This is a genomic window from Streptomyces sp. NPDC001415, assembly GCF_053597395.1.
In genome coordinates, this window is record NZ_JBSFIE010000002.1 from 183,058 (window position 1) to 206,850 (window position 23,793).

Below are 23,793 nucleotides of genomic sequence, written 5' to 3' on the forward strand. Positions count from 1 at the left end.
CATGCGCAAGCGTCCCCGGCTGTACTTCAGCCTCCGCAGCCCGTACAGCTGGATGGCGGTGGACCAGCTTGAGCGTCGCTTCCCACGGGCCACCGAGCTGATCGACTACTACCCGTTCTGGGAGCCCGACACCGAGCTCGGGCGGGCGCTGCACGACCGCGGCGCCGAGGTGCTGTACTCGCCGATGAGCAAGGCAAAGCACCTGTACATGCTGGGTGACATCAAGCGGACGGCGGCCCGGTTCGGCTATCCGCTGGCGTGGCCGGTCGACCAGGCGGGCCAGGAGTGGGAACTGCCGCACCTTGCCTGGCTGGCGGCCCGCCGCCGCGGCGAGGAACACGTCCTGTACCGGGCCCTGGTCGAGGCGCGCTGGCACCGCGGGGAACGCATCTACGACGAGGACGTCTTCATCAGGACCGCCGACGCGGCGGGGCTCGACGGTGCCGCACTGCGGGCCGCCGAGTTCGACCCGGAGATCCGGGCCGAAGGGGTGGGAGTACTTGAGGCGGCATGGGAGGACGACATTTTCGGCTTCCCCTACTTCCGCATCGGCCGGGAGCGGCTGTGGGGCCTCGACCGGCTCGACGAGTTCGTCGCCGCCCTGGAGGCCGCGTACGGCGAAGCCCCTTCCACCGAGGCCTCGTTGGCCGCCAAGACCGATCCGTTGCACGGCGTACCAGTCCAGCTGACGGGTCAGATCGGTGCGTACGACCGGGACACGGCAGGCGGCTGCGGCTGACCTCGCGGCCCGGCTCGGTGCTCCGGAGAACCCAGGTTCTCCGGAGCACCGGATTTTCAGGTAGGCAACTCCTGACAGAGGCCTGGGCACTTTGTCGCGAGGCCTGTCACTCGGCGCCCCCGCATGTCCCAGCATGACGAATAAACCGGTTCGCCCCACGAAGAAAGGCATGGACGGCATGAACACCCCGGGCAAGAGGCTGCGTTCGGTCAGCGGTTCTCCGCACACCCGGCTGCTCGGCCTGGGCAGCGCCCTGCCGGACCGGGTGGTGTCCAATCACGACCTGGCCGCTGTGCTCGACACGAGCGACGAATGGATCCGGACCAGGGTCGGCATCGTGAATCGCCGGTATGCCGGTCCCGAGACCTCGGTCGCTGACCTCGCGGTGGAGGCAGGCGCCAAGGCCTTGGCCGACGCCGGGGTCGATCCGTCCGGCGTGGACACCGTCATCGTTGCGACCTGCACGATGCCGGCTCCGATCCCGAACGCCGCCGCGCAGGTGGCCGACCGGATCGGCATCCGCGCCAGCGGGGCCTTCGACATCAACGCGGCCTGTGCGGGCTTCTGTTACGCCGTCAACACCGCGTCCGACCTGGTGCGCTCGGGCTCGGCGGGCCGGGTCCTGGTGATCGGCGCCGAGAAGCTCACCGACTGGGTGAACCACTCCGACCGCAACACCGCCATCATTTTCGCCGACGGGGCCGGGGCCACTGTCGTCGGCCCGTCCGACGAACCCCGGATCGGGCCGGTCGTGTGGGGCAGCGCGGGCGACCAGGTGTCGACCGTCGGCATCTGGAACCGTAGGCACATTGAGCAGGACGGGCTGTCCGTCTATCGGTGGGCGACAGAGACAGCCGCCCCGGTCGCCGCGCGCGCCGTCGAGCGGGCGGGGCTCCAGCTGGCCGACATCGACGCGTTGGTGCCGCACCAGGCCAACCTTCGCATCGTGAACTCCATCGCCAAGCAGCTGAAGGCGGACGGAGCGCGGCCCGACCTGGTGGTCGCCGACGACATCGCAGAGTCGGGCAACACCTCGTCCGCGTCGATCCCGATCGCCCTGGACCACATGCGCGCGTCCGGTCGGATCACCAGCGGCGACATTCTGCTGCTCGTCGGATTCGGCGCCGGGCTGAGCTACGCGGCACAAGTCGTGATCTGCCCCTGACCAGCGGCATCACCGTCCCGCCCAAGGCCGGCACCCGCCGTTGGGGCCGTCGGCGCGCACGAGTTGGGGGTTCCTGCTCATGGAGCTGGTGCGATGGGGCGTTCATGGCGGGCGCTGGTCTGTGGGGCTCTACCACTGAGGACATCGGTGGCGACGTCCAGGATCCAGCGTCGGTTCGGGCTCACAGCGTCGGGTGCGGGGAGCCAACGGAACTGCCGATCTCCATCGGCGTACGCCGTGGGCGGAGGCAACGGTGTCGCCGCGTCCTCGTGTGCGTCCTCCAAGACGCGCACGAGGACGCGGCGAGTGCGCGCCTGTCCTGTCAGGGACGGCTGCTCGCACCCCTCGTCGGTCGGGGTGTCACAGCGCCGCGCCGCCGTCCACCCGGATCACCTGGCCGGTGATGTACTCCGCACGGTCGGAAAGGAGATAGGCGACCAGTTCGGCGGTCTCTTCGGGGCGACCGAACCGCTTGAGCGGGATGCGTTCCAGCATCTTCTCTCGCATCGGCACGGGGATGTCCTCCATCATCTGCGTATCAGTGATTCCAGGAGCAACCACGTTGACCCGAACACCATGGGCCGCGACCTCCCGCGCGAGGGACTTGCTCATGCCGATGATGCCCGCCTTGCTGGCGGCATAGTTGCTCATGGTCACGAAGCCGCTGAGGGCGACGATGGAGGAGATGTTGACGCAGGCGCCGGACTTGCGTCGCAGGAAGCGGTACAGGACCGACTGGCACACGTTCCACGTGCCGGTGAGATTGGTGTCGACGACCTCGTCCCAGGCCTCGCCCGCCAGCAGCGGCATGGGGCCGTTCCTGGTGATTCCCGCATTGTTCACCAGCGCCGTGAGGGGGCCAAGCTCGCTCTCGGCCCGTGCCACCATCTCCTCGACGGCGTCTCGGTCCCGTATATCGCACTCTGTGAACAGCGCCCGTACACCCAGGGATTCGACCTCCTCCTGGGTCTCCCGGGCCTGCTTGCTCTCGGACCGGTAGCAGCCGACGACGTCGTACCCCTCCGCAGCGAGCTTGAGGGCGATGCTCCGGCCAATCCCGCGGGCCGCTCCCGTCACCAGAACGCGACGCTGGATGTCCGGCTCGCGTTCCATGTCGGGCGCGGCGTGCGGCCCGCCCTCAGCGATTTCGTTGGACAAGATCCCTCCAGGGTCGTGGCACATTTGCGTCCCAGGAAAGCATCGGCCTATAAAGAGCCGCTTAATTTCCTCACGCGTGGAGATCTCACCAAACGCGCGTCCTGCTGTTGTCAAGAGGCATCGGCCGCCATCTCACGCGGTTCGGCCTGGTCTCCCTGCGACGGGCTCGCCGCGTCGGTGACACGGGCTGCGCCACGCACCTCTACCGTCGGTGGAAGGGCCCATCGGTAAAGCGGCACAGCTGCGGCCGTGGTCACTACCGCGACCAGGACCAGGATCGAGAAGACCTCCTGGGAGATGATGTGCTGGCTGAGACCGATGTTGATGAAGATCAGGATCATCAGGCCCCTGGCATTCATGAGGCCGCCCACCGCCCAGGACTCCCGCCAGGAAAATCCCACCGCCCGCATCGCGAGCCCGCAGCCGACGTACTTACCGAGGAACCCGGCAGCGAACAACGTCGCGAAGGCAAGCAGCATGGTGACACCGGCTACGCCGTTGAGCTTGGTGTTGAGCCCGGAGAACGCGAAGAAGATCGGCAGCAGGAAGACGCTCACAAAGTCCATCATTCTGCCGTGCAGCGCTTCACGGAACGCAGCGTCCCGCGGCATTGCGAGCCCCGCGATGAACCCGCCGAAGACCGAGTAGATGCCGATGCGGTCCGTGAACCATCCAGCCCCGAGGACGACGAATGCCACGACATACATCTGACCGAGCGTGAGGTTCTTCGTTCGTGCCACCTTGGCGCCGAGTGGGCGCAGCAGCCGCGCTACCCCGAAGATCATCACGATGGTGAAGAGCGCAGCGAGCAGGATGCTCTCCAGCGCGCTCATGGGGCCCGAGCCGGCGTGCACGGCGGACAGCACCGCGAGGAAACACCAGGCGGCCGCGTCGTCCATGGAGGCGGCGATCAGTGTCAGTCTGCCCAGCGGCGAGTTCTCCAGGCCTCGTTCGTACAAGATGCGGGCGAGCATGGGGAAGGCCGTGAGGGACAGAGCACCGCCGAGGAAAAAGGCAAACTCCATGCGGGAGACGTCGTGCCTGGAGAGCCGCGAGTACCACAGCAGTCCTGCCGCGGCGCCCAGCACAAGTGAGGGGACCACGCCCGACACAGCGAGCAGCATCGCATGCCGCCCCTGCCTCACTCCTCCTGCGTCTTTCGCACCTTCCCCACTCTTATTGGTTTCTTTTTTGTGATCGATTCCGGCGCCCACCAGGAACATGTACAACGTGAGCCCGATAGTGCTCAACACGTAGAGAATCGGCTTCACATCTGCCGGAAAGAGCGACCTCTGAAATTCAGGAAACAGAAGTCCCAGCAATGTGGGGCCAAGAAGAACCCCGGCGACCATCTCACCGAGCACTCGCGGCTGTTTAACCATGAGCGCCAGTCGCCCACAGAGCGCGGATGTGGCCAGAATGGCAAGTATCGCAGGCAGTACTTTTAGAGTAAGTTCGAGATTTGGATCACTTGGAGAATAAAAAGCGAGATGCTGCATCATGCCCCTTGGATCGCTCGTCGGATACACCGCACGAGCCTGTCATCCTGCGCTGAAGCAGTGCCTAAATATCCCCTAAGCGCTAACACTCGCGCATGGTCGCCACACCTTGGCACGCAACCAACCAGGGGCCCAGCGCGCGGGCAACCTCACTAACAGCTCGCTTAAGTATGCCCAAACCTTGGCATCACCCTAGCCCCGCAGCCAGGCGCGCAGCACCCAGCCATTATTTACAATGATTTGACCCGCGGGAGGGGAAAGTTGTCTGGATTTCAACCCTGCCTGCGATCACCTGCGGGCAAATACTGGAATCACCCTTCAAGGAATTTCTACTAGATGTCACGATATAGATATATTTAAAGGGCGCCTAGGAATTAGATTCTACACCACGGTTCATTCGTCAGCTGCTCAGCGAACCACCCACTGGAATCGCCGCGGTATCTCGGTTTTCGACCTTCGACCACTTGACGTCCCCCAGGCGCCCGTCCATGATTTTTTACGCCTGACGTCCAGCGCGCCATCTGGACAGGAAAAGCCTTCGAAAAATAAGCGAGAGTGCATATGAGGTTTAGGATTCTGGGCACGATAGAAGTGGAGACGGACGCCGGCGAGATAGTCACCCCGCAGGCCTTCAAAATCCGGTCACTCCTGGCCCTGTTCTGCATGCACGCGGGCCACGTGATCTCCCCCACGCGGCTCATCAGCGATCTTTGGGCCGGGACGCCACCGCGCACAGCTGCCACGGCGCTCCAGGTATATGTCTCCAAGTTGCGTGGGCAGCTCACCCAGGCCGGCGCGAGCCCCAACCTCATCACGACCACGGCATCCGGCTACACGATGCGGTTCGACGAGCACTGCCTCGACCTCCTCCTCTTTGAATCCAGAGCGGCCAAGGCCCAACAGGCCATCCACATCGACCGGCCTCTGGAGTCCGCCCGGCTGCTGTCCGAGTCGCTGATGCTCTGGCGGGGAGCCGCACTCGCCGACGTGCGCACCACACCCGCGTTGGAGGGCTACGCCCAGCAGTTGGACGAGCGGCGCAACGCCCTACACGAACAGCGGCTCACCCTGGAACTCCGGCTGGGCCGCCATAGCCAGCTCATCGGCGAGCTCTACGGACTGGCTCAGGAGCACCCCATGTGGGAAACCGTGCACGCCTGCCTGATGATCGCCCTCTACCGCAGCGGGCGGATACCGGAGTGCCTGATGGCATACCAGCGCATCCGAAAGACACTCCACGAGGAGTTGGGCATGGAACCCTGCAACCGCTTGCACAATCTGCATCGCGCGATCCTCGCCCGGGAGCCGTGGCTTGACGACCACACTCGGCCGCTGTCCTCCGCGTACGCCTCGTGAGAGTCACCGGGGGCCAATACCTGGGGCGGTCACAGACCGCGAATTGGTACGACCGACTCAGGCCCGGCGCCCGCCTTCCTTTCGTGGCAGCCGCCTACATCCTCTTCGTGCTGACTGTCGGCACGAACATGCCGACCCCGCTGTACGCCCGCTACCAGACCGAGTTCGGGTTCTCGCCGCTGGTAGTCACCCTCATCTTCGCGGTGTATGCAGGCACCCTGATCCCCACGGCCATGCTCGCCGGGGCTCTGACCGACAGTATCGGGTACCGCCGCATGGCCGGCCCCGCTATTGCGCTCGCAGCGGTGGCGGCGCTCCTGTTCTTCTGCGCCGACGGCGTCGCCTGGCTGTTCGCCGCGCGGGCACTGCAGGGGGTATCGGTCGGCGCGGCCTCCAGCGCGCTCACCGCCGCCCTCGTCGAGACGGAACCCGCGGGGAATCGCGCGCGGGCGTCCCTGCTCGCCTCCACCATGATCACAGGTGGAGGGGGGATCGGCCCGATCCTCTCCGGGTTCCTCGGACAACACGCGCCGCTACCGCTACGCCTGACCTACCTCGTCGAACTGGCGTTGCTCGCCCTGGCGGCGGCCGCTGTCACCCTGCTGCCCGGGCAGACGCGGCCCGGTGTCCGACGCTTCCACCGACCCCGCATACCGACCCCATTGCGGCGGCGGTTTGCGCTCGCCTCCGCCGTCAGCGTCCTGGGGTGGGCCACCGTCGCACTCTTCCTTGCCGTAGTGCCGTCATACGCCACCACAATCCTGCACCGCCACGACCTGCTGCTCTCCGGCACGGCCGCGGGCATGTTCCTACTATTCGCCGCGGGCACACAGTATGGGCTGGCGCGCGCGGGCGCCGCGGCACGGCCGACGACCGGTCTGCTCCTGCTTTGCGTCGGCCTGGCGATGCTGGCAGCCGCCGGAGGCACCCGCTCACTCTGGTTGCTCCTTGCGGCCGCCGCCTGCGGCGGGGCGGGACAAGGCATTACCTTCATCGCCGCCCTGGCCAGGGTGAACGAATTGGCACCGCAGGAATCGCGGGCAGAAATTCTCTCCGCCTTCTACATGATCACCTACCTCGGAGTCGGACTGCCCGTCATCGGTGTCGGCTTGCTGGCCACGTCAACCGATCTGCTGACCGCAGTCGTCACCTTCTCAGTGGTGACGATCCCGGCGTGTTTCCTTGTCGCGGCCAAGACCCGCACCAACTGGGTCAACATGCTTTAAGCGGAGGTAAGTGACGTTTTAGCGGCTGTGGTTAGGGTGCGTCCACGTCATACCGATCGATCACTGCACTGCCTGCCGGCCCGTCCTATGACGCACCACCACCCCGAGGCGATCGCCAGTGGATGCCACCACCCCTGATGCACAGCTCTGGGCGAATACCACCCCTTCGGCCACCCGGTGCAGGTATGGGCAACACAGGTTCCACTCCCGCACAGTGACCGATTCGAGGCTTACGCGGCAGAGCCGGCCCCGGACGAGCGTGCGCAGGCCGCTCGCATCGTCACCGACATCGCCGCGGGCTTCTTCTCCCCGGCTGAGTACGACTGGTGGTCCTCGGCCGGCACCACGGACAGAATCGCAGTCCGGTACCGCGCTTGGACCCGGCGCGAGGCCTATGTGAAGGCCACCGGCACAGGGCTGCGCGACATCGGCCGCGACCACCACGGCCGCGGCTCGGCCTGGGTCGACATCCAACTGGAACGTCCCGGCCACGCCTGCTGTGTCGTGCTGCTCAACCCCCGCCGCCCACCCTGCACTTCACTCCACGCGAGGTGAACTACCATGACTGCCGACATCCCCCTGTGGACCCCACCCCACGACGTACTCGACCGCTCGCGCATCGGCGACTACCTGCGCTGGCTCGACCGGCACCGCGGGCTCCGCTTCGACGACTATGCCGAGTTGTGGCATTGGTCCGTGACGGACCTGGACGGCTTCTGGTCGTCCATATGGGAGTACTTCGAGGTCACGCCACAGACCCCGGCCACCGCGTTCGTCGACGCACCCGCCATGCCGGACGTCCAGTGGTTCCCCGGGGCTCGAATCAACTACGCGCAGCGCGTACTTGGCATGCCGGGTGTCGAGGGCCCTACTCCTGTGGTGTTCGGTCATTCCCAAACGAGAGAGCCCACCGTGCTCACCGCCGACGATCTGCGCGACCAAGTCGCGCGGGCACGGCGCGGACTTCGCGACCTCGGGGTGGGGCGTGGGGATCGGGTGGCCGCCTATCTTCCGAATATTCCCGAAGCCCTGGTGCTGCTGCTCGCGTGCGCGAGCCTGGGTGCCGTCTTCTCCTCGTGCGCCCCGGAGTTCGGCGCCCGGTCGGTGCAGGACCGATGGCGCCAGATCGCGCCGAAGGTCCTGGTCACCGTCACGGGCTACCGCTCAGGCGACCGGCTCATCGACCGCGCACCTGAGGTCGAGGCGATCCGCGCCGCCCTGCCGAGCCTGACACACACCGTGACCGTGCCGTACGCAGGTTCCGGCATCGTCAACGCTCTGTCCTGGTGCGAGTTGCTTGCCGAAACGGACGAACTCGATTTCGAGCAGGTGGATTTCGGCCATCCGCTGTACGTGTTGTACTCGTCGGGGACCACGGGGCTGCCCAAGCCCATCGTGCACGGCCATGGAGGCATCCTCCTGGAGCATCTGAAGATGCTCGCTCTTCACCACGACCTGGGCCCAGGAGACCGCTTCTTCTGGTTCACCACCACGGGTTGGATGATGTGGAACTACCTGGTCTCCGGACTCGCCGTGGGCAGCGCCGTGGTGCTCTTCGACGGCAACCCCACGTATCCCGACTTCGATGCCCTCTGGCGGCTTGCAGCGGAGTCCGGAACAACATATTTCGGCACCTCGGCTCCGTATCTGATGGCCTGCCGCAAGGCCGGAATCACCCCGTGGCGAGACCATGACCTCTCGCGGCTGCGCGGCATCGGATCGACCGGCGCCCCGCTACCCGCGGAAGGGTTCCGCTGGTTGTACGAGGCATCGGACGGCAGCGAGGCGCCTTCCCCCATGCTCACGTCGTTGTCAGGCGGCACCGACGTGTGCACTGGCTTCGTCGGCGGAGTGCCGCTACTGCCCGTCTTCGAGGGTGAGATCAGCTGCCGCTGTCTGGGGGCGCGGATCGAGGCATACGACCCGGCCGGGCAGCCAGTCACCGGCCGCACCGGGGAGCTCGTAGTGACCAGGCCCATGCCCAGCATGCCGGTCGCCCTGTGGGAAGACACCGACGGATCGCGGCGCCACGCCTCGTACTTCACGAGGTTCCCAGGGGCATGGCACCACGGCGACTGGATCAGGATTACCGACCGGGGCACCTGCGTGATCAGCGGGCGCTCGGACGCGACGCTGAAGCGCGGTGGGGTACGCCTGGGCACAGCGGAGTTCTACTCCGTGGTGGAGGAGGTCGACGATGTTGCCGACTCCCTCGTCATCCACGCGGAAGGGTCGAAGACCGGCGCCGACAAACTGATGCTCTTCGTTGAACTGCGCGGGGAGACCACGCTCGACCAGCGGCTGCGCGAGCGGATCAGCCGCGCGCTACGCACCGCGCTCTCCGAGCATCACGTCCCGGACCACATCGTCCAGGTCCCGGCCATCCCTCGCACCCTGTCGGGCAAGAAGCTGGAGGTGCCGGTCAAGCGCATCCTGGCCGGCGCCGATCCCGAACTCGTCGTGGCCCGGGGCGCGTTGGCCAATCCTGGCTCACTCAGCGCATTCGAGGACGCGGCGGTCCGCTACCGTACGCGTGATCGTGCTGCACACAACCTCGCCGAACCAAACCGCGGAACCGAGTGAGAGGGCACCCATGACGACTACCACCCCGGACGCCACCGACAACTTCGCCACCCCCATCGAAGACCGGTACTTCGAGGACTATGTGCAGGGCACCGTACACACCTTCGGTAGCAGCACCCTCACCGAGCAGGACATCCTTGAGTTCGCCCGGCGCTTCGACACTCAGAGCTTTCACACGGATCCCGTTGCGGCACAGGCCGGACCATTCCAGGGGCTGATCGCGAGTGGCTGGCACACCACGGCCGTGATGATGCGCCTGTACGCGGACCATTACCTGAGCAAGGTTGCGTCGCTCGCGTCCCCGGGCGTCGATGAAGTGCGCTGGCAGCGGCCGGTGCGGCCGGGCGACACGCTATCGGTCCGGGCCACCATCACCGGGGCCCGCCTTTCCCGTTCCAAGCCAGACCGCGGCCTGGTGCATACCGCCGTGGAGGTGCTCAACCAACACGGCGAGACAGTGCTGACGATGACCATCATGAACATGCTGCGGCGCAGGCCATAGCGGCCGGTTCCTCTTACCTACCGACGAGAGAGCGGCCGCTCCATCGCCTACTGGCCAGAGCGGCCGCTCCATCGTTTTCCGGCTCCGTTACGCGAATGTCAGCACGATCTTTCCGATGTGGCGTCCGCCCATCATCTTCCGGAACGCGCTGTCGGCCCGCGTCACCGGAAACGGTGTATAGGGCAACGGCGCGAGTGCGCCCGAGGCGAACAACGGCGATAGCTCTGCCAGGATTTCCCCGATGAGCTCGGGGCAACGGTCAATCAGTAGCCGTAGGTCCACGCTGTGCATGCTGAGGCTATTACGGAAGGGCCCCAGACCCAGTGCGGCGTCGGCCATGATGTCTCGCTTGCCGATCTCGATGAACCTGCCGCGGACTCGGAGCAGCTCCAGACCGCGGCGCAGCAGCTCCCCGGTAAGAGAGTTGAGGACGACATCGACACCTTCGCCGCCGGTGGCCGCCATCGTCTGGTCCCCAAACTCCGTGCTGCGGGAATCCATGACGTGGCTGATGCCCAGTTCATGCAAGTACGTTCGCTTTTCGGGCGTTCCGGCAGTCGCCAGTACCTCGCCTCCCCTCAGTCTCGCGACCGCCAGCGCCGCCAGACCCACTCCGCCGGCCGCGGAGTGGATGAGGAGCCGCTCTCCGCGCTGGAGGCCGGCCATCCGGACCAAGCCGTACCAGGCGGTGACGAACGCGACGGGCACCGTGGCGGCCTGCGCGAAATCCATGTGGTCGGGCACCGGCATAACCGATGTCACTGGCACATTGACCTCAGACGCGAAGGCCCCCTCGGCCATGGCCGCGACACGGTCGCCGACCTTGAATGCCGTCACGCCCGACCCGACCGCGGTAACGACACCAGCGCACTCCAGTCCCGGCCGCGGCGGTTCTTCGAAGTACGTCGCGGAGAGTCCCATCGCCGTCAGCACGTCGGGGAAGTTGAGTCCGGCAGCGAACACCTGGACGGACACCTCGCCGGGACGCGGCGGCTGCGCTCGAACGGCGGCCATCTCGAAGTCCAGTTCTCCGGGACGCCGTTGCCGCAGTTCTACGAGGGTCGCCTGACGGCTCTCGGCCGCCATCGAATTCAAGTCCTCCATGAATCCCTCCTGGGAGACGGTGTCACACGACGCTGCGGAAGAACTCGATGAGGAGGCGGTTGACTTCCTCGGGGCGCTCCAGGAACCCGAAGTGCCCACATCCTTCGAGCAGTTCGAACCGGCACCTCGGGATGGCTTCGGACACCGCACGCCCCATGGCGGGCGGCATAACGATGTCGTGGGCGAACGCGAGGACAAGCGATGGACACTGGATGTCACGCAATCCCGGCAGCCGGTCGCTGGTGACAGTGGCCTCGTACTGGGCCGCGAACCCCGCCCCCCGTTGGGGGAAGAGGGACAGGGTCGTCAGCCAGTCCTCGGCGAACTTGTCGTTACCCAGGCTCTCCGGAGCGAAGAGCTGGCACATCGTGGCCACAGCCGAGTACCCCGCAGGCAGCGCGTCTCCGGCACGCATGGCATCAGCGCATCCCCGTGCCAGCGCATCGTGAAAGACGTCCGACCGCCCCCGAGTCGCCATGAGCGCGAGCGCGCCGACAAGCCCGGGGTGCTCCCTGGCCAACTCCTGGGCGATCATCGCTCCGATCGAGACTCCCGCCACAAGGCAGGACCTGAGACCCAGATGGCGGATCAGCTCCGCCGTGTCGGTGACGAGGTCGTCGAGCGCGTAGGGGCCAGGCGGAACTTCCGAGGGGGCACTCCCGCGCAGGTCGAAGGTGATGACCTGGAATCCGGCCCGTACGAGATCCGGAACCTGATGCCGGTCCCAGACGACAGCCGGTGAAGCGGCTGGGCCGATCAGGAGCAGCGGGTCGCCCTCGCCCTGAACACGGTAGGAGATGTGCACTCCATTGACTGTGGCCGTGGGCATGACTCAGCCGGCCTCTGCCACGGCGGCCGTGGCAGAGGCCGCCGGCCTGTCGAAGAACTTCTCCTGAATCGTGCGCAGGGTCTGGAAGTCCTCGGTCTTGAGCTGTCGCCGGTCGATGACCTGCCCACTGGCCTGTTCGATGACGAGGACGAACTCGATCAGCGAGAGGGAGTTGATCAGCCGGGTGTCGAACAGGTCGAGGTCAATGTCAATGTCCTCGATGTCCGGGTTCTGCTCGTAGATCCAGTTCATCACGTCGGGTGGCAGCGCAGACATGCTTGTTCTCCTTCTTCTGGGTGGAGTGATGGGGCAGTGGCCCCTGGCCAGGCCGGCCGGGAAGTCCGGGTTCAGCGGGTGGCATCCGCGTGGTCGCCGGAGGGCGCGGAGGCCGGGCGCGCGCGTTTGACGCCAAGGGCAGGCTGGGTGACCAGGTAGAGGCCCGAGGCGTCGTCGTAAAGATCGCTGGGCTCTATGCGGAGCGCGTTGAGATTGGCGGTCTGCCCTTCCGGGGCGTTCTCGTCAGCGCGCCGACGCGCCTGGTCCGCCTCCTCGATCAGCTCTGGCATGGCACTCGTGCCCCGCGAGTCCGCGGCGTCCCTGAGGTCGCTGAGCCCCGCGGAGATCTCGGCAAAGGCCCCGTTCGGGCGGTCGTAGCGCTCCTTCTCCCGGACCAGGCGCTGGGCGAGCCAGAAGTAGCTTTCGGTGCCCTTGTACTGCTCGTAGACCCCGGACACCAACACGATGAGGCGGGCGTAAGCATTGCGGAACAGCGACTCGTAAAACCCTTGCGCCTCACGCTCGTTGATTTGTCCATTGTCGACACTGATCACGGACGCAGCCGCGAGTACCGCGCTGTACATCGCCAGATGCACTCCGGTGGAGAGCAGCGGATCGAGGAAACAGGCGGCGTCTCCAACCAGGAAATAGCCGGGACCGCAGAAACTGTCGGCCACGTAGGAGTAGTCCTGCTCGACCCGGGTAGGCCCGGTGAACTTTGCATCCGCCAGCTGACCGCGCACCGTCTCAGATTCCTGGACCAGTGTCAGCAGCATTTCGTCGTCCGATGCGAATTCCTTACGCCGCTCGACGAAGCGCGTCTTGTGCGTCACGAACCCGATGCTGAACTTTCCGTTCCGCAGGGGAATGACCCAGAACCAACCATCAGGCGTGGAGACGACGTTGAGGCCGCCTGAGGGCGTTCCCTTCAACAGCTCGCCGCCGTCCCAATAGCCCCAGATCGCGACATTGCGGAAGATCTCGTGGGCCTGGCGATTCCGGAAATGCTGGGCGGCGAGCACTCCCGAACGGCCGGAGGCGTCGACAAGGAAGTCGAACTCGGTCACCTTCCGGGCGTTGCAGTGGTTCGTGTCCACCCATTCCGCGGCAACGGGGCGCTCTCCTTCGAAGCGGACCTTCTTGACGTGGGCGCCCTCGATGACCTGAACGCCTTGCTCCTGTGCATGCCGCAGCAGGATCTCATCGAACTCGGCGCGCTCCACCTGCCAGCCGCGCACATCCGGCCCAAAGAGCTCAGCCCAGTCGATGGTCCAGTCCTCGGCGCCCCACCTCAGCAGAGCACCTCGACGACTGGTGAACCCGGCGGCGTCGACCTTCTCCAGGACGCCGGCGATATCCATCATGACGCGACACGATGAGGTGAGAGATTCACCAACGTGATACCTGGGAAATGTCTCCCGCTCCAGCAAGGTGACGTCGATACCTGCGCGGGCCAACAACATCGCGGTCAGCGAACCTCCCGGCCCGCCACCTATCACTAGAACTCGCGACATCAATGCTCCCCTTAATTCGCATGGCTGCCAGGAAGGACAACACACAACCACGCCGCGGTTAAGGGACGGCCGCAGCACTGCTAAAGGTGCGCTTAATTGATCTTTTGTGACGATCCGGCGGTTCTCGGACTGGACATTTTCAGCTCGGGCTCACGGTGCGCAGGCTGTCGCGTCGGGTAGGCGTCGGTAATCACATGGATCCAGGCCGTGGTGCGCGTATCGCAGCGGTCGGCGACGGAGAACAGGCGAGGTCGGAGGCGGCGGAGCCTCCACCGGAGGCCTGATGCCCGCCGAGGGCCCGAACCTGTACCCCCGCCCAGCGCCCGACCGCCGCAGGCGGCCACGCCTGCCGCGCACCCGCGCGCCCTCAACGGCGCCGGGCAGCCGGTGCCCATTGCTTGCGGCCGGTTCGGGCGATCGTCACGTCGTCGCGGTCGTCCGCCTCGGGGTCGGCGTCCTTGCCGGACACGTCGATGCCCGACTTGCGGCCGAGGGGCGGAGTCGCAAGGACGAGGCCGGCGCGCGAGCATCGTGCCGCACGGCCTCAGTGACGGACATGCGGCCGAAGCCCTCCCCCGAACCGGCAGTCCCCGCGATGTGACCCCGCCCGGGCACCGGCGTTCCCCTCCCCGCCGGGTACCCCGCGTCCGTGGCCATCATCAGCACAGGCCCAGCCGTTCACCGTGCGGCCGGGCCGGCGTCGGCCCGGCACCGCGACAGCGCCCGGCGCTGGACACCCCCGTTGGCCCAGCCCCGGACACCCGTCGGCAGGCGACGCCGTTTTCACTCACGTGAAGACCGCCGCGGTCGAAGCTTCTCACGTCAGTGGAAGCAGACGCCACCGTCTCCACTGTGATGAATCTAGCTCGGGCCCAAAATTGCACTCAGGTACTGTGGAGGGGTACGTCCCGTGGAGAGGGGGAGGCGTGAGCGAGCAGAGGTCCCGCAGCCTCGCCGACAAGCTCAACCGGCTGTTCGAGAGCATCAGGCCGCCCGACGGCCATGAGTACAGCAACGAGCAGGTGGCGGACGGCATCAGCAGGCAGGGGCTCACCACGATCTCGCAGAGCTATGTCTGGCAGCTGCGCAAGGGGAAGAAGACCAACCCCACCATCAGTCACCTGCAGGCGCTGGCCGACTTCTTCGGAGTTCCCGTCGCGTACTTCTTCGACGACGAGGCCGCCGGCGAGGTCGAGGGGAAGCTCAAAGCGCTGGAAGCCCAACAGGCCCAGATGAAAGAGGCCATGGGCGGTGGCGATGTAAAGCTCATGGCGATGCGAGCCGGCGAACTCTCTCCCGAGCGGCGCAAGCAGGTGATGGATCTCCTGGACGTCGTCTACAAGCTGGAGCAGGTAGAACGCGGTGACGACATGAGCGGCTGATCAGTGCTGGAATGAACCGTCATCAGCAGTAAGGCAGGAAAGGGGGATTCATGCCGCATTTACTCAGGAGAGAATCCCTTGAAGGAGCGAGAGCTTCGACGCCGCTGTAAGCGGGAACTGCGGGCCCTGAACATACAGCCACCACTCCAGGTGGACGTGCTGTGCCACAAGCTCGGCGAGCGACGAGGGCGCCCCATTCGGCTGGTGCCCCATCCGCTTCCCATGCCGGGCCCGTTCGGTTGCTGGATCGCGACACCCACGACCGACTACATCCTGTACCAACGGGAAACCAGCAAGACCCACCAGGACCACATCATCCTGCACGAAGTGGGTCACATCCTGGCCGACCACGAAGGCGTCGACACCGACGCCGACTTCCTCCAGGGGACCATGCCCGGGCTCTCGCCGGACACCGTCACCCGCGCTCTGCGACGCACCTCGTACGACGAGGAGCACGAGCATCAGGCGGAACTCGTCGCCACGATCATCCTCGAATGGGCCTCGGTCCTGGACCGGGTGACGCCCCGCCCGGTCGCCGATCCATCGGTGAACCGCGTTCAGACCGCCCTCGGCGACCGGTGGGGGTGGCTGTGACCGCCGTGATGTTCCTGACGGCCGGGCTGTTCCTGCTGGCGGTGCTCTGGAAGGTCTACCAGCTCACCCAGGCGCCTCGCGACCGCACTCTCCAGGCGGTCACCGCCTGTCTCGTCTGCGCGGCCGGCTCGTTCTCCACGGGATTTCCGCCCGAGAAGCGCGCCCTCAACACGGCGCTCGGCGCCGGCGCGGCCAGCCTGCTGTCGAACGTACTGCTCCTCGCCGCGGTGTACTCGCTACTGACGTTCTACCTGCACTCCGCGGCGGACCGGGCCCGGGCGACTCGCCGTGCCCGTCTCGAAGCGGTGCCCCTGGTGGTGACGACGATCGTCATCACGGTCGCCACCATCACCACTCCGGCCGAAGTGCGCGGTCTCCCCTACGCACAGGCTGACCTGCACACACCACAGGTGGCGGTGTTCTTCATCGCCGCCCAGCTGTATCTGGTCTACGCGTTCGCGACCACCGCCCGGTGGACCGCCCGCTATGCACGGATGTCGCAGCGACCCGCCACCATCGGCCTGTGGATGACCGCCGGCTCCCTGGCCAGCATGGCCATGGCGAATGCTCTCCGCGTGGTGACGGACCTGATCGGCTGGCAGGGCGGTTCTGCTCCGGCGGCGCTGTCCCATGGCGCGGCGCTGCTGTTCCTGATCGCGGTGCCGGCTTTCGTCGCTGGGCTGAGTTACCCCGGTGTCGCCATGCGCCTGGCGAATTTCCGGATCTGGCGGCAGCACCGCCGGACGTACCGGAGCCTTCGCCCGCTGTGGGTCCTGCTGCACGACGCGTTTCCGCAGGACGCCCTGAGCCGGACGCCGGGAGGCAAGTGGCGCGAGGCGATACGCGTGCATGGAGTGCACCGCAGCTACTACCGACGCGTCATCGAGTGCCGTGACGGTTTGGTCCGGGTGAGCCCGTACCTGGCACAACTGGGCGTCGAGGACGGAGCCACGCCCCAGGCCGTGGCGGCGCACCTGCGCACAGCCCTGGGCGCGCAAGCAGCGGGCACTCCCGCGACGACCGATGCGCTGGCGGTAGCGCTTCCGGGCGAGGACAGCATCGACGCCGACGCACGGCAGCTGGTTGCCGTGGCCGACGCGTTGGTGAAGACGGCATAGGAGTTCGAAGAGTTCATGAGTGACGTACTGATCACAGCAGCCCGAGTGCTCACCGGCCCCGGTGGACAGCACGTCGAGGACGGCGCCGTCCTGGTGCGGGCGGGCACCATCACGGCCGTCGGCCCGCGCTCTGCGGTCGAGGCCGTGGCACCCGACGGCGTCGCGCGGCAGGACTTCGGGGATGCCACAGTGCTGCCCGGCCTCATCGACTGTCACACCCACCTGGCATTCGACGCGAGTTCGGACCCCGTGACCGCCCTGCAGGACACCGACGACGAGGCCCTCCTGAACGGCATGGCCGAGCGAGCACGGCAGCTGCTCGGCACCGGGGTAACGACGGTGCGCGACCTGGGCGACCGGAACGGCCTGGCCCTGCGCCTGCGCGACACGATTGCCGAGGGCGCCGTACCCGGTCCGCGCATCCTCTCCGCAGCGACGCCGGTGACCTCGCCCGGAGGCCACTGCTGGTTCTTCGGCGGCGAGGTCGAGGGGGCGGACGCCATCCGTGCCCTGGTGCGGCGCAACGTGGAGGCCGGGGCCGACGTCATCAAGGTGATGGCCACCGGCGGCGGGCTCACCCGTGGCGGACCGGCGATCTGGCAGAACCAGTTCAGCCAGGACGAACTCCGGCTCGTCGTCGAGGAAGCCCGCCGGGCCGGGCTGCCGGTCGCCGTCCACGCCCACGGCACCGCGGGGATCGAGGCGGCCGTGGCCGCGGGCGTGAGCACCATCGAGCACTGCACGTGGATGGCCGAGGACGGCGGATTCGACCTCCGCGAAGAACTCGTGGACAAGATCAAGGCCGCCGGGATCCACGTCTGCACGGCCACCAGCCCCAACTGGCGGGCGTTCGCCGACCGGGTCGGCCACGAACGCGCCGAACAACTCTTCACGTCCATGCGCTGGATGGCCAAGCTCGGCGTGCCCATGGTCGCCGGCACGGACGCCGGCGTGACGCGAGCCGTCTTCGACAAGTTCGTCAACAGCCTGGAGTTCTACCAGTACCTGGGCATCCCGCTCGCGAAGATCATCGACATGGCCACCGTCGACGCCGCGCGGGCTCTGGGTATCGGTTCCGAGACCGGCCGGCTGGCCGAGGGGTACCGAGCCGACGTCCTCGTCGTCGACGGCAACCCCCTCGACGATCTGGACGCCCTCCGGCGCGTAAGCCTCGTCATGGCGGGCGGCCGGCCCTTCCGGAGCTGACGCCCCTGGGAGGATTGAGACCCACCGGCCCACCCCCGGACCAATCGGCCCGGGTCGGCCCCGGGTGAGCCGGGCGTCAGGTGCGGCGGGTTTCATGGGGGACCTCGCTCGGGGAGCGGTGTCGCTCAGTCCCGCCGCAGGACCACCGTCGCGTTGTTCCCTCCGAAGCCGAAGCTGTTGACGGCGGCGAACCTCGCCCGGGGGAGGTGGAGCGCGGTGGTCGGCAGGGTCAGGCGGGTGGTTCGTTCGGGGGTACGCAGGCCGGGGGTGGGCGGGGCGGTCGCGGTGCGCAGGGTCATGGCCGCCGCGGCCACGCCGGGGGCGCCGGAGATGTGGAGCAGGTGACCGATCGCGCCCTTGTGGGAGCTGACCGGTACGCCGCTCCAGGAGCGCTCCGCCGCCACGGCCTCCAGGGCGCGGAGTTCGGCGGTGTCGCCCTGGGCGGTGCCGGTGGCGTGGGCGTGGGCGTAGTCGAGGCGGTCGGTGCCGGCGGAGTCCAGCGCCTCACGGAGGCAGTCCGCGACGGAGGTCTCGTCCGAGGCGACGGACTTGCCCGCGGCGACCCGGCTGCCGGTGCCGGCGACCACGAGGTCAGGGTTCAGGCCACGGGCGCGGGCGCGGGCGGCGGTCTCCAGGACGAGCGCGCCGCCGCCCTCGCCGAGCGAGATGCCGCCGCGTTCGATGTCGAAGGGCCGGCAGGCGGCGCGGTCGACGGCCCGGACCACGTCCATGCTGGCGTACTCGTAGTGGTTCAGGGCGGTCGCTCCGGCGACCACGACGGCGGGCACGCTTCCCGTACGCAGCGCCTCGTGGGCGAAGGCGATCGCGAACAGCGCCGAGGCACAGGCGTGCGTCAGGTGCACGGCGTCCGCGCCCGCGAGCACCTCGTCGGCGGCGGGGCCGAGGAACTCCCGCTCCTCCGCGTCGAGAGGCGAGCCGCCGGAGGGCGTCGGGGCCTGGCCCACCAGGATCGCCAGGGTGCCGTCCGGAAGCTTCGGCAACCGCGCTTCGCGCAGCGCGTCCCGGGTGGCCGTCGCGGCATAGGCCCGCTTGCGGGGTGTGCCGTCGGGCGTGAACTCCGCCGCCTCGCCCACCGGTTCGCCCCGGTAGGCGGGGACGGCGAAGCGACGGGCGGGTGCCAGCGCGGTCCGGTTTTCGGTGAGCCCGCGCCAGTAGGCGTCCACGCCCCGCCCGAAGGGGGTCAGCAGACCCATTCCGCTGATGACGACGTCAGACACGGGCCGCACGTCCTTCCTGGAACAGGGTGGTGAGCAGACCGGAAGCGGGCGGCGCCGCGGCGGCCCGCCCGGCCGGCGCGGGAGCGGCCGCCGGTTCTGCGGCACCCCACACGGCGGCGACTGCCAGCAGTCCGGGGGCGTAGGGATCCTCGCCGGGGACGAGGGCCAACTCGCAGACCACGGTGGCCGGCCGGGCCGCCGGGTCGGCGAGACGCAGTGCCCTGGAGGCGGTCGTCCCGGCCAGCAGGTAGCAGCGGCCGGTCCGGCCGGAGGCCGTCAGCCAGGGGCGCACCAGTTCGGAGGTCTCCGCCGCCACCGAGTCCGACGGGCGAAGCCGGCGCGCGGGGTCGGTGCAGCGGGCCGCCAGGCGCCGGGCGGCCAGCACGCTGTAGTCGTCGCACAGGACGTACAGCGGGGCGGTGGCGCGCAGCGACGCCGGCAGGGCGGCGAACGCGGAGCCGAGCGCGGCACTCACGGCATCCACGGGCTTGGTGTGCAGTGACGGTTCGGCGAGCAGGGGCAGCGGGCCGGACCCGGCCGCCTCACAGACCGCGGCAGCCGCAGCCGTGGCCGCGAGCGCCAGTGCGGGGTGGTCGTAGGGCCCTGGCTCCGTGCCGGTACTGCGTTCCGTCATGTTCCTCACCCCGTTCAGTTCATGATCCCGGGGGTATCTTGAGGCGCCTAGTCATGCCAAGTCAATAATGGTTGAATCACATGACTGTTGTTGCAGGCCCCGTCAGGAGCTGGTCTTGCCGCTCCGGCTGCTCGCCGTCCGGTACACGCCGTAGAGGATCTCTATGCCACCGATGAACATCAGAACGACACCAACCTTCGTGAGTGTGAAGACGGGGATGTGGACGTCCTCGGTGAACAGGCGGAGCGCGAGCCCGACGCCGAACGTGGCGGCACCTTCTGCGAAGTGCCTGGCGGGGGATGCCATGGGGTGGAACCTCCTGGAGTTTCAGGGGCCTTTGAGCAAGCCATTTCAGGAATTACTGGCCAGGCTAGGCCAGTTCACGGCAACTGATGTCCTCCCACAGGAGGAGATGGGACGCCACACTTCGGCGTACTCGGAGGTCCGAAGCCTCCTCCCCGGCGGGAGCCGATCGTTTGCTCCCGCACATCAGTTGGCGGAATTTCGACCCTCATCCCGGACCGGCGAGGAAGGCGGGAGGCGATGACGCGCGTCGCGCTGGTCGTCGGTGGCAACCGAGGGATAGGGCTGGCTGTCGCTCGACGGTTCATCGCGGACGGGTACCGTGTCGCCGTCACATACCGTCAGGCACCACCGCCCGATGGGGTGTTCGGTGTGCCCTGCGATGTCACGAACCTTGACAGTGTGCGTGAAGCATTCGACCGGGTCGAGGAGGAGCTGGGTCCGGTGGAGGTGCTGGTGGTGAACGCGGGGATCACCCGGGACGGACTGCTCCTCTCCATGTCCGAGCAGGACTTCGCCGCGCCCGTCCTGACCAACCTCACCGGCGCCTACCGCGTGACCAAGCGGGCCGTGCGCGGCATGCTGCGCGCCCGCCGCGGGCGGATCGTGCTGCTGTCGTCGCAGGTCGCGCTGTCGGGCGAGGCCGGGCAGGCCAACTACGCGGCGGCCAAGGCGGGCCTCATCGGCTTCGCCCGCTCGCTCGCCCGGGAACTGGGCGGCCGCGGCATCACGGTGAACGTGGTCGCGCCCGGTCTGACCGACACCGACATGGCGGCCGCGCTCCCCGAGGCCCGCCGCCAGGCGATCCTGGCGGGCGTGCCGATGGGCCGCATGGTCCGGCCGGAGGAGGTCGCCGCCACGGTCGCCTTCCTCGCCGGCTCCGACGCGGGTGCCATCACCGGTGCCGTCGTCCCCGTGGACGGAGGTGCCGGCATGGGCCACTGACGCTCGGCCGCCCCGCCACCGGTGGCAACGCGGGACGTGCGGCAGCCGCGCCCGGACACCCGGTGGTCGCAGCCGGACCCCGGGCAACGGCACGGCACCCGGACACCGGGCGGCAAGCACACACGGAACAGACGAACAACGGGGGAAAGACCATGAACAACGCCGGAGCTCCGGCCCCTGGCGGGCTCAAACGCCCGTCGTCCCACGCCGTGGACGGAAGCCGATCGCCGAACGCGGCCCGCCCATCGGGAGGGGACCGGTTACTGGCCGGCCGGTCGCGGGACGTGCCGCCCGCACCGATACCGGACGCGTCCCTCATACCCGGGGCGTCCGGCGCACCCGATGCCTCGGACGCGTCCAAGCCGAAGGCCGTCCCCGAGACGACCCCCTCCGTCCCCGAGGCATCGACCGCCTCCGTGGCTGTCCCGGCCCCGTCCGACCCGTCCCGCGTCCGCCGGATCTGCGTCATCGGCTGCGGGCCGCGCGGTGCCTCGATCGTCGAGCGGGTGCTCGCCAACGCCCCGGACGTCCTGCGCGGCGGGCGCCTCGATCTGCACGTGGTCGAGCCGTTCCCGCCGGGGGCCGGACGCGTCTGGCGGACCGACCAGCCGCGGCTGCTGTGGATGAACTCCGCGGCCGATGACGTCACCCTGTTCCCGGACGCCTCGGTCGGCTGCGCGGGCCCGGTCCGCCCGGGGCCCACCACCGGGGCGTGGCTCGGGGGGCCGCTCCACGACGGCGCCTACGCCTCCCGTGCCGACCAGGGCCGCTATTTGCGCTGGTTCTTCGATCGGGCTACCGCCCAACTGCCGCCCGGGGTAAGGCTCTTGGTGCACCGGGCCCGAGCCGTCGACGTGTTCCGCACCGAGACCGAGGGGCCGGGGGGCACGCGGCGAGAGGGGCAGCGGGTGGTCCTTGACGACGGATCGGCGCCCTTCGACGCCGATCACGTCGTGTTCGCCACCGGTCACCACGGGGCGCTGCGCGAGCCCGGCCCCGAGGGCGTCACCCGTATCGGTCCCGGCCCGGCCGACCCGGAGCGGCTGGCCGCGATCCCGCCCGGCGCACGGGTGGTCACCCGGGGTCTTGGACTGGTCTTCGTGGACTGCGCGATGCTGCTGACCGAGGGGCGCGGCGGGCGGTTCGTCCGCGAGGACGGACGGCTGCGGTACCTGGCGTCGGGGCGCGAGCCGCACCTGATCGCCGGCTCCCGGCGCGGCGTACCCCTGCCACCCCGCCCCGCGCCGACCTCGGCGGTACCGGTGGAACCGCCCCGGATCGCCACGCTCGACGCCTGCCGCGAGGCGCTCGCCCGGCCCGGCGCGGGCTTCCGCCGCGACGTGTGGCCGCTGGTGGTGGCCGAGTTGACCTGGCGTCACTACCGGCAGCTCCGCACGGCCCGGCCCGGGAGCGCGGTGATGGACTGGGCGGAGTTCGACCGCGGGTTCCGCTCCTTCCCGGCGGGGGACGAGCGGCAGGTGAAGCTGGTCCACACCGCCGTGCCCGACCCCTCCGACCGGCTGGACCTCGACCGCCTCGAAGCGCCCCTCGCGGGGCTGCGGTTCGAGGGGCCCGAGGACCTTCAGAGCCACGTACGCGCCCAGATGGCGGCGGCCCTACGCCGGCGCAGGGACCCGCTGGCCAGCGGGGATTCCGCCGTCGTGGACGGCCTCACGGCGACGGGGGCGGTGCTGGAGGAGCTCTGGCGGGGCGGCGAGTTGCCGCCGCACGACGTGGTGGAGGCCCTGGACCGCTTCGCCTTCGGCGCGTTCCTCAGCTCCGGGCCGCCGATGGCGCGCGCGGAGCGGCTGCTTGCGCTGGCCGAGGCGGGCGTCGTCACCTTCGTCGGACCCGGCACCACGGTGAGGCCCGCGATCACGGACGACGGACGCCGGGTCGTCCGCGCGTACAGCCCGGCGGTGCCCGGGGCGTACGAGGGCTCGGTGCTGCTCGACGCCCGACTCGACCAGGCCGGGCCCGAGCGCGCCGAAGACCCGATGATCCGAGCCCTTTGGGCCCGCGGCGAACTTGCCGAGGAACTGACCGGGGAGACGGGCACGGGCGGGATCCGCCTGTCCGGGCCCGCGCTGCATCCCGTCGGGACGGACGGGCGGATCCATCGCGACCGCAGCGTGGCGGGCCCCGCGCAGTTCCCGAGACCGGGGACCGATGCCGTGTTCTTCCGCCAGAACGACATCGTTGCCCGCCATGCCCTCGGCGCCCGCTGAACCCGTGAACTCGCACCGAAGATCTGCCAATTCATGAAAAAACTTCCATTATCGGAAGAATCGGCAGAAGCTAGCCTGGGATCGCCCATGAAAGTCCGCCCAAGTGCCTGGGATACAAAGGGGCATTGCCCGTGCCTGGCACCGGGCGAAGAGGTGGCTCGAATGCGATCGTGCGCGCATGACCGGCGTGCCGA

22 protein-coding genes are annotated in these 23,793 nt (G+C 68.2%); 13 read left to right on the forward strand and 9 right to left on the reverse strand.

The genetic code is table 11. The features are described from left to right. Position 1 precedes the first annotated feature (1 nt). The gene (locus tag ACWC2B_RS03015) at positions 2-739 is read left to right on the forward strand and encodes a DsbA family protein (RefSeq protein ID WP_450714669.1); all 738 of its coding nucleotides are present in this window, start codon (positions 2-4) and stop codon (positions 737-739) included. Positions 740-908: 169 nt separating this feature from the next. Continuing rightward, positions 909-1,904 (forward strand): beta-ketoacyl-ACP synthase III, encoded by a 996-nt coding sequence (locus tag ACWC2B_RS03020; protein WP_450714670.1) that lies wholly within the window; start codon positions 909-911, stop codon positions 1,902-1,904. Between the two features lie 360 nt (positions 1,905-2,264). Here the strand turns inward: ACWC2B_RS03020 and fabG are convergent, their stop codons facing one another. Next, entirely contained in the window at positions 2,265-3,062 is a 798-nt protein-coding gene (gene fabG, locus ACWC2B_RS03025; protein WP_450714671.1) for a 3-oxoacyl-ACP reductase FabG, read from the reverse strand. A gap of 110 nt (positions 3,063-3,172) precedes the next feature. Next, the gene (locus tag ACWC2B_RS03030; protein ID WP_450714672.1) at positions 3,173-4,564 is read right to left on the reverse strand and encodes a cation:proton antiporter; all 1,392 of its coding nucleotides are present in this window, start codon (positions 4,562-4,564) and stop codon (positions 3,173-3,175) included. Between the two features lie 588 nt (positions 4,565-5,152). Here ACWC2B_RS03030 and ACWC2B_RS03035 point away from each other — a divergent pair. The 5 genes from ACWC2B_RS03035 to ACWC2B_RS03055 all read left to right on the forward strand — a co-directional run bounded on the left by ACWC2B_RS03035 (position 5,153) and on the right by ACWC2B_RS03055 (position 10,228). Beyond that, positions 5,153-5,917, forward strand: coding sequence for an AfsR/SARP family transcriptional regulator (locus ACWC2B_RS03035; RefSeq protein ID WP_450714673.1), 765 nt, complete (start codon positions 5,153-5,155; stop codon positions 5,915-5,917). Between the two features lie 83 nt (positions 5,918-6,000). After that, positions 6,001-7,143 (forward strand): MFS transporter, encoded by a 1,143-nt coding sequence (locus ACWC2B_RS03040; RefSeq protein WP_450714674.1) that lies wholly within the window; start codon positions 6,001-6,003, stop codon positions 7,141-7,143. Positions 7,144-7,320: 177 nt separating this feature from the next. Continuing rightward, positions 7,321-7,698: a 4'-phosphopantetheinyl transferase family protein gene (locus ACWC2B_RS03045; RefSeq protein ID WP_450714675.1), complete on the forward strand. Its 378-nt coding sequence runs from the start codon at positions 7,321-7,323 to the stop codon at positions 7,696-7,698. Between the two features lie 6 nt (positions 7,699-7,704). Then, on the forward strand, positions 7,705-9,726 hold the full coding sequence (locus ACWC2B_RS03050; RefSeq protein ID WP_450714676.1) for an acetoacetate--CoA ligase: 2,022 nt from the start codon (positions 7,705-7,707) through the stop codon (positions 9,724-9,726). A gap of 10 nt (positions 9,727-9,736) precedes the next feature. Beyond that, positions 9,737-10,228, forward strand: a complete 492-nt coding sequence (locus ACWC2B_RS03055; RefSeq protein WP_450714677.1) for a MaoC family dehydratase — start codon at positions 9,737-9,739, stop codon at positions 10,226-10,228. A gap of 87 nt (positions 10,229-10,315) precedes the next feature. On the opposite strand, the gene ACWC2B_RS03060 is transcribed toward ACWC2B_RS03055, so the two are convergent. The 4 genes from ACWC2B_RS03060 to ACWC2B_RS03075 all read right to left on the reverse strand — a co-directional run bounded on the left by ACWC2B_RS03060 (position 10,316) and on the right by ACWC2B_RS03075 (position 13,951). Further along, positions 10,316-11,332, reverse strand: coding sequence for a zinc-binding dehydrogenase (locus tag ACWC2B_RS03060; RefSeq protein ID WP_450714678.1), 1,017 nt, complete (start codon positions 11,330-11,332; stop codon positions 10,316-10,318). Positions 11,333-11,354: 22 nt separating this feature from the next. Further along, positions 11,355-12,161 (reverse strand): alpha/beta fold hydrolase, encoded by an 807-nt coding sequence (locus tag ACWC2B_RS03065; RefSeq protein WP_450714679.1) that lies wholly within the window; start codon positions 12,159-12,161, stop codon positions 11,355-11,357. Positions 12,162-12,164: 3 nt separating this feature from the next. Further along, a complete protein-coding gene (locus tag ACWC2B_RS03070) occupies positions 12,165-12,437 on the reverse strand; it encodes an acyl carrier protein (protein ID WP_450714680.1) in 273 nt (90 codons plus the stop codon). A gap of 71 nt (positions 12,438-12,508) precedes the next feature. Beyond that, positions 12,509-13,951 (reverse strand): NAD(P)/FAD-dependent oxidoreductase, encoded by a 1,443-nt coding sequence (locus ACWC2B_RS03075; RefSeq protein ID WP_450714681.1) that lies wholly within the window; start codon positions 13,949-13,951, stop codon positions 12,509-12,511. Between the two features lie 926 nt (positions 13,952-14,877). Between ACWC2B_RS03075 and ACWC2B_RS03080 the strand changes: the two genes are divergently transcribed. The 4 genes from ACWC2B_RS03080 to ACWC2B_RS03095 all read left to right on the forward strand — a co-directional run bounded on the left by ACWC2B_RS03080 (position 14,878) and on the right by ACWC2B_RS03095 (position 18,251). Further along, positions 14,878-15,333, forward strand: coding sequence for a helix-turn-helix domain-containing protein (locus tag ACWC2B_RS03080; protein WP_450714682.1), 456 nt, complete (start codon positions 14,878-14,880; stop codon positions 15,331-15,333). A 222-nt stretch (positions 15,334-15,555) separates the two neighbouring features. Next, a complete protein-coding gene (locus ACWC2B_RS03085) occupies positions 15,556-15,927 on the forward strand; it encodes a hypothetical protein (protein ID WP_450714683.1) in 372 nt (123 codons plus the stop codon). Continuing rightward, on the forward strand, positions 15,924-17,045 hold the full coding sequence (locus tag ACWC2B_RS03090) for an MAB_1171c family putative transporter (RefSeq protein ID WP_450714684.1): 1,122 nt from the start codon (positions 15,924-15,926) through the stop codon (positions 17,043-17,045). The genes ACWC2B_RS03085 and ACWC2B_RS03090 overlap by 4 nt, the downstream gene beginning before the upstream one ends. Positions 17,046-17,060: 15 nt before the next feature. Further along, on the forward strand, positions 17,061-18,251 hold the full coding sequence (locus ACWC2B_RS03095) for an amidohydrolase family protein (RefSeq protein WP_450714685.1): 1,191 nt from the start codon (positions 17,061-17,063) through the stop codon (positions 18,249-18,251). A gap of 125 nt (positions 18,252-18,376) precedes the next feature. Here the strand turns inward: ACWC2B_RS03095 and ACWC2B_RS03100 are convergent, their stop codons facing one another. From ACWC2B_RS03100 to ACWC2B_RS03110, 3 genes are all read right to left on the reverse strand, one after another. Then, on the reverse strand, positions 18,377-19,489 hold the full coding sequence (locus ACWC2B_RS03100; RefSeq protein ID WP_450714686.1) for a beta-ketoacyl synthase N-terminal-like domain-containing protein: 1,113 nt from the start codon (positions 19,487-19,489) through the stop codon (positions 18,377-18,379). Further along, entirely contained in the window at positions 19,482-20,123 is a 642-nt protein-coding gene (locus tag ACWC2B_RS03105; RefSeq protein WP_450714687.1) for a hypothetical protein, read from the reverse strand. The genes ACWC2B_RS03100 and ACWC2B_RS03105 overlap by 8 nt, the downstream gene beginning before the upstream one ends. A 102-nt stretch (positions 20,124-20,225) precedes the next feature. After that, entirely contained in the window at positions 20,226-20,429 is a 204-nt protein-coding gene (locus tag ACWC2B_RS03110; RefSeq protein WP_450714688.1) for a DUF5708 family protein, read from the reverse strand. Between the two features lie 237 nt (positions 20,430-20,666). On the opposite strand from ACWC2B_RS03110, the gene ACWC2B_RS03115 reads away from it, so the two are divergent. Beyond that, positions 20,667-21,371, forward strand: coding sequence for an SDR family oxidoreductase (locus tag ACWC2B_RS03115; protein ID WP_450714689.1), 705 nt, complete (start codon positions 20,667-20,669; stop codon positions 21,369-21,371). A 284-nt stretch (positions 21,372-21,655) separates the two neighbouring features. Then, positions 21,656-23,599 (forward strand): FAD/NAD(P)-binding protein, encoded by a 1,944-nt coding sequence (locus ACWC2B_RS03120; protein WP_450714690.1) that lies wholly within the window; start codon positions 21,656-21,658, stop codon positions 23,597-23,599. Positions 23,600-23,793: the final 194 nt, after the last annotated feature.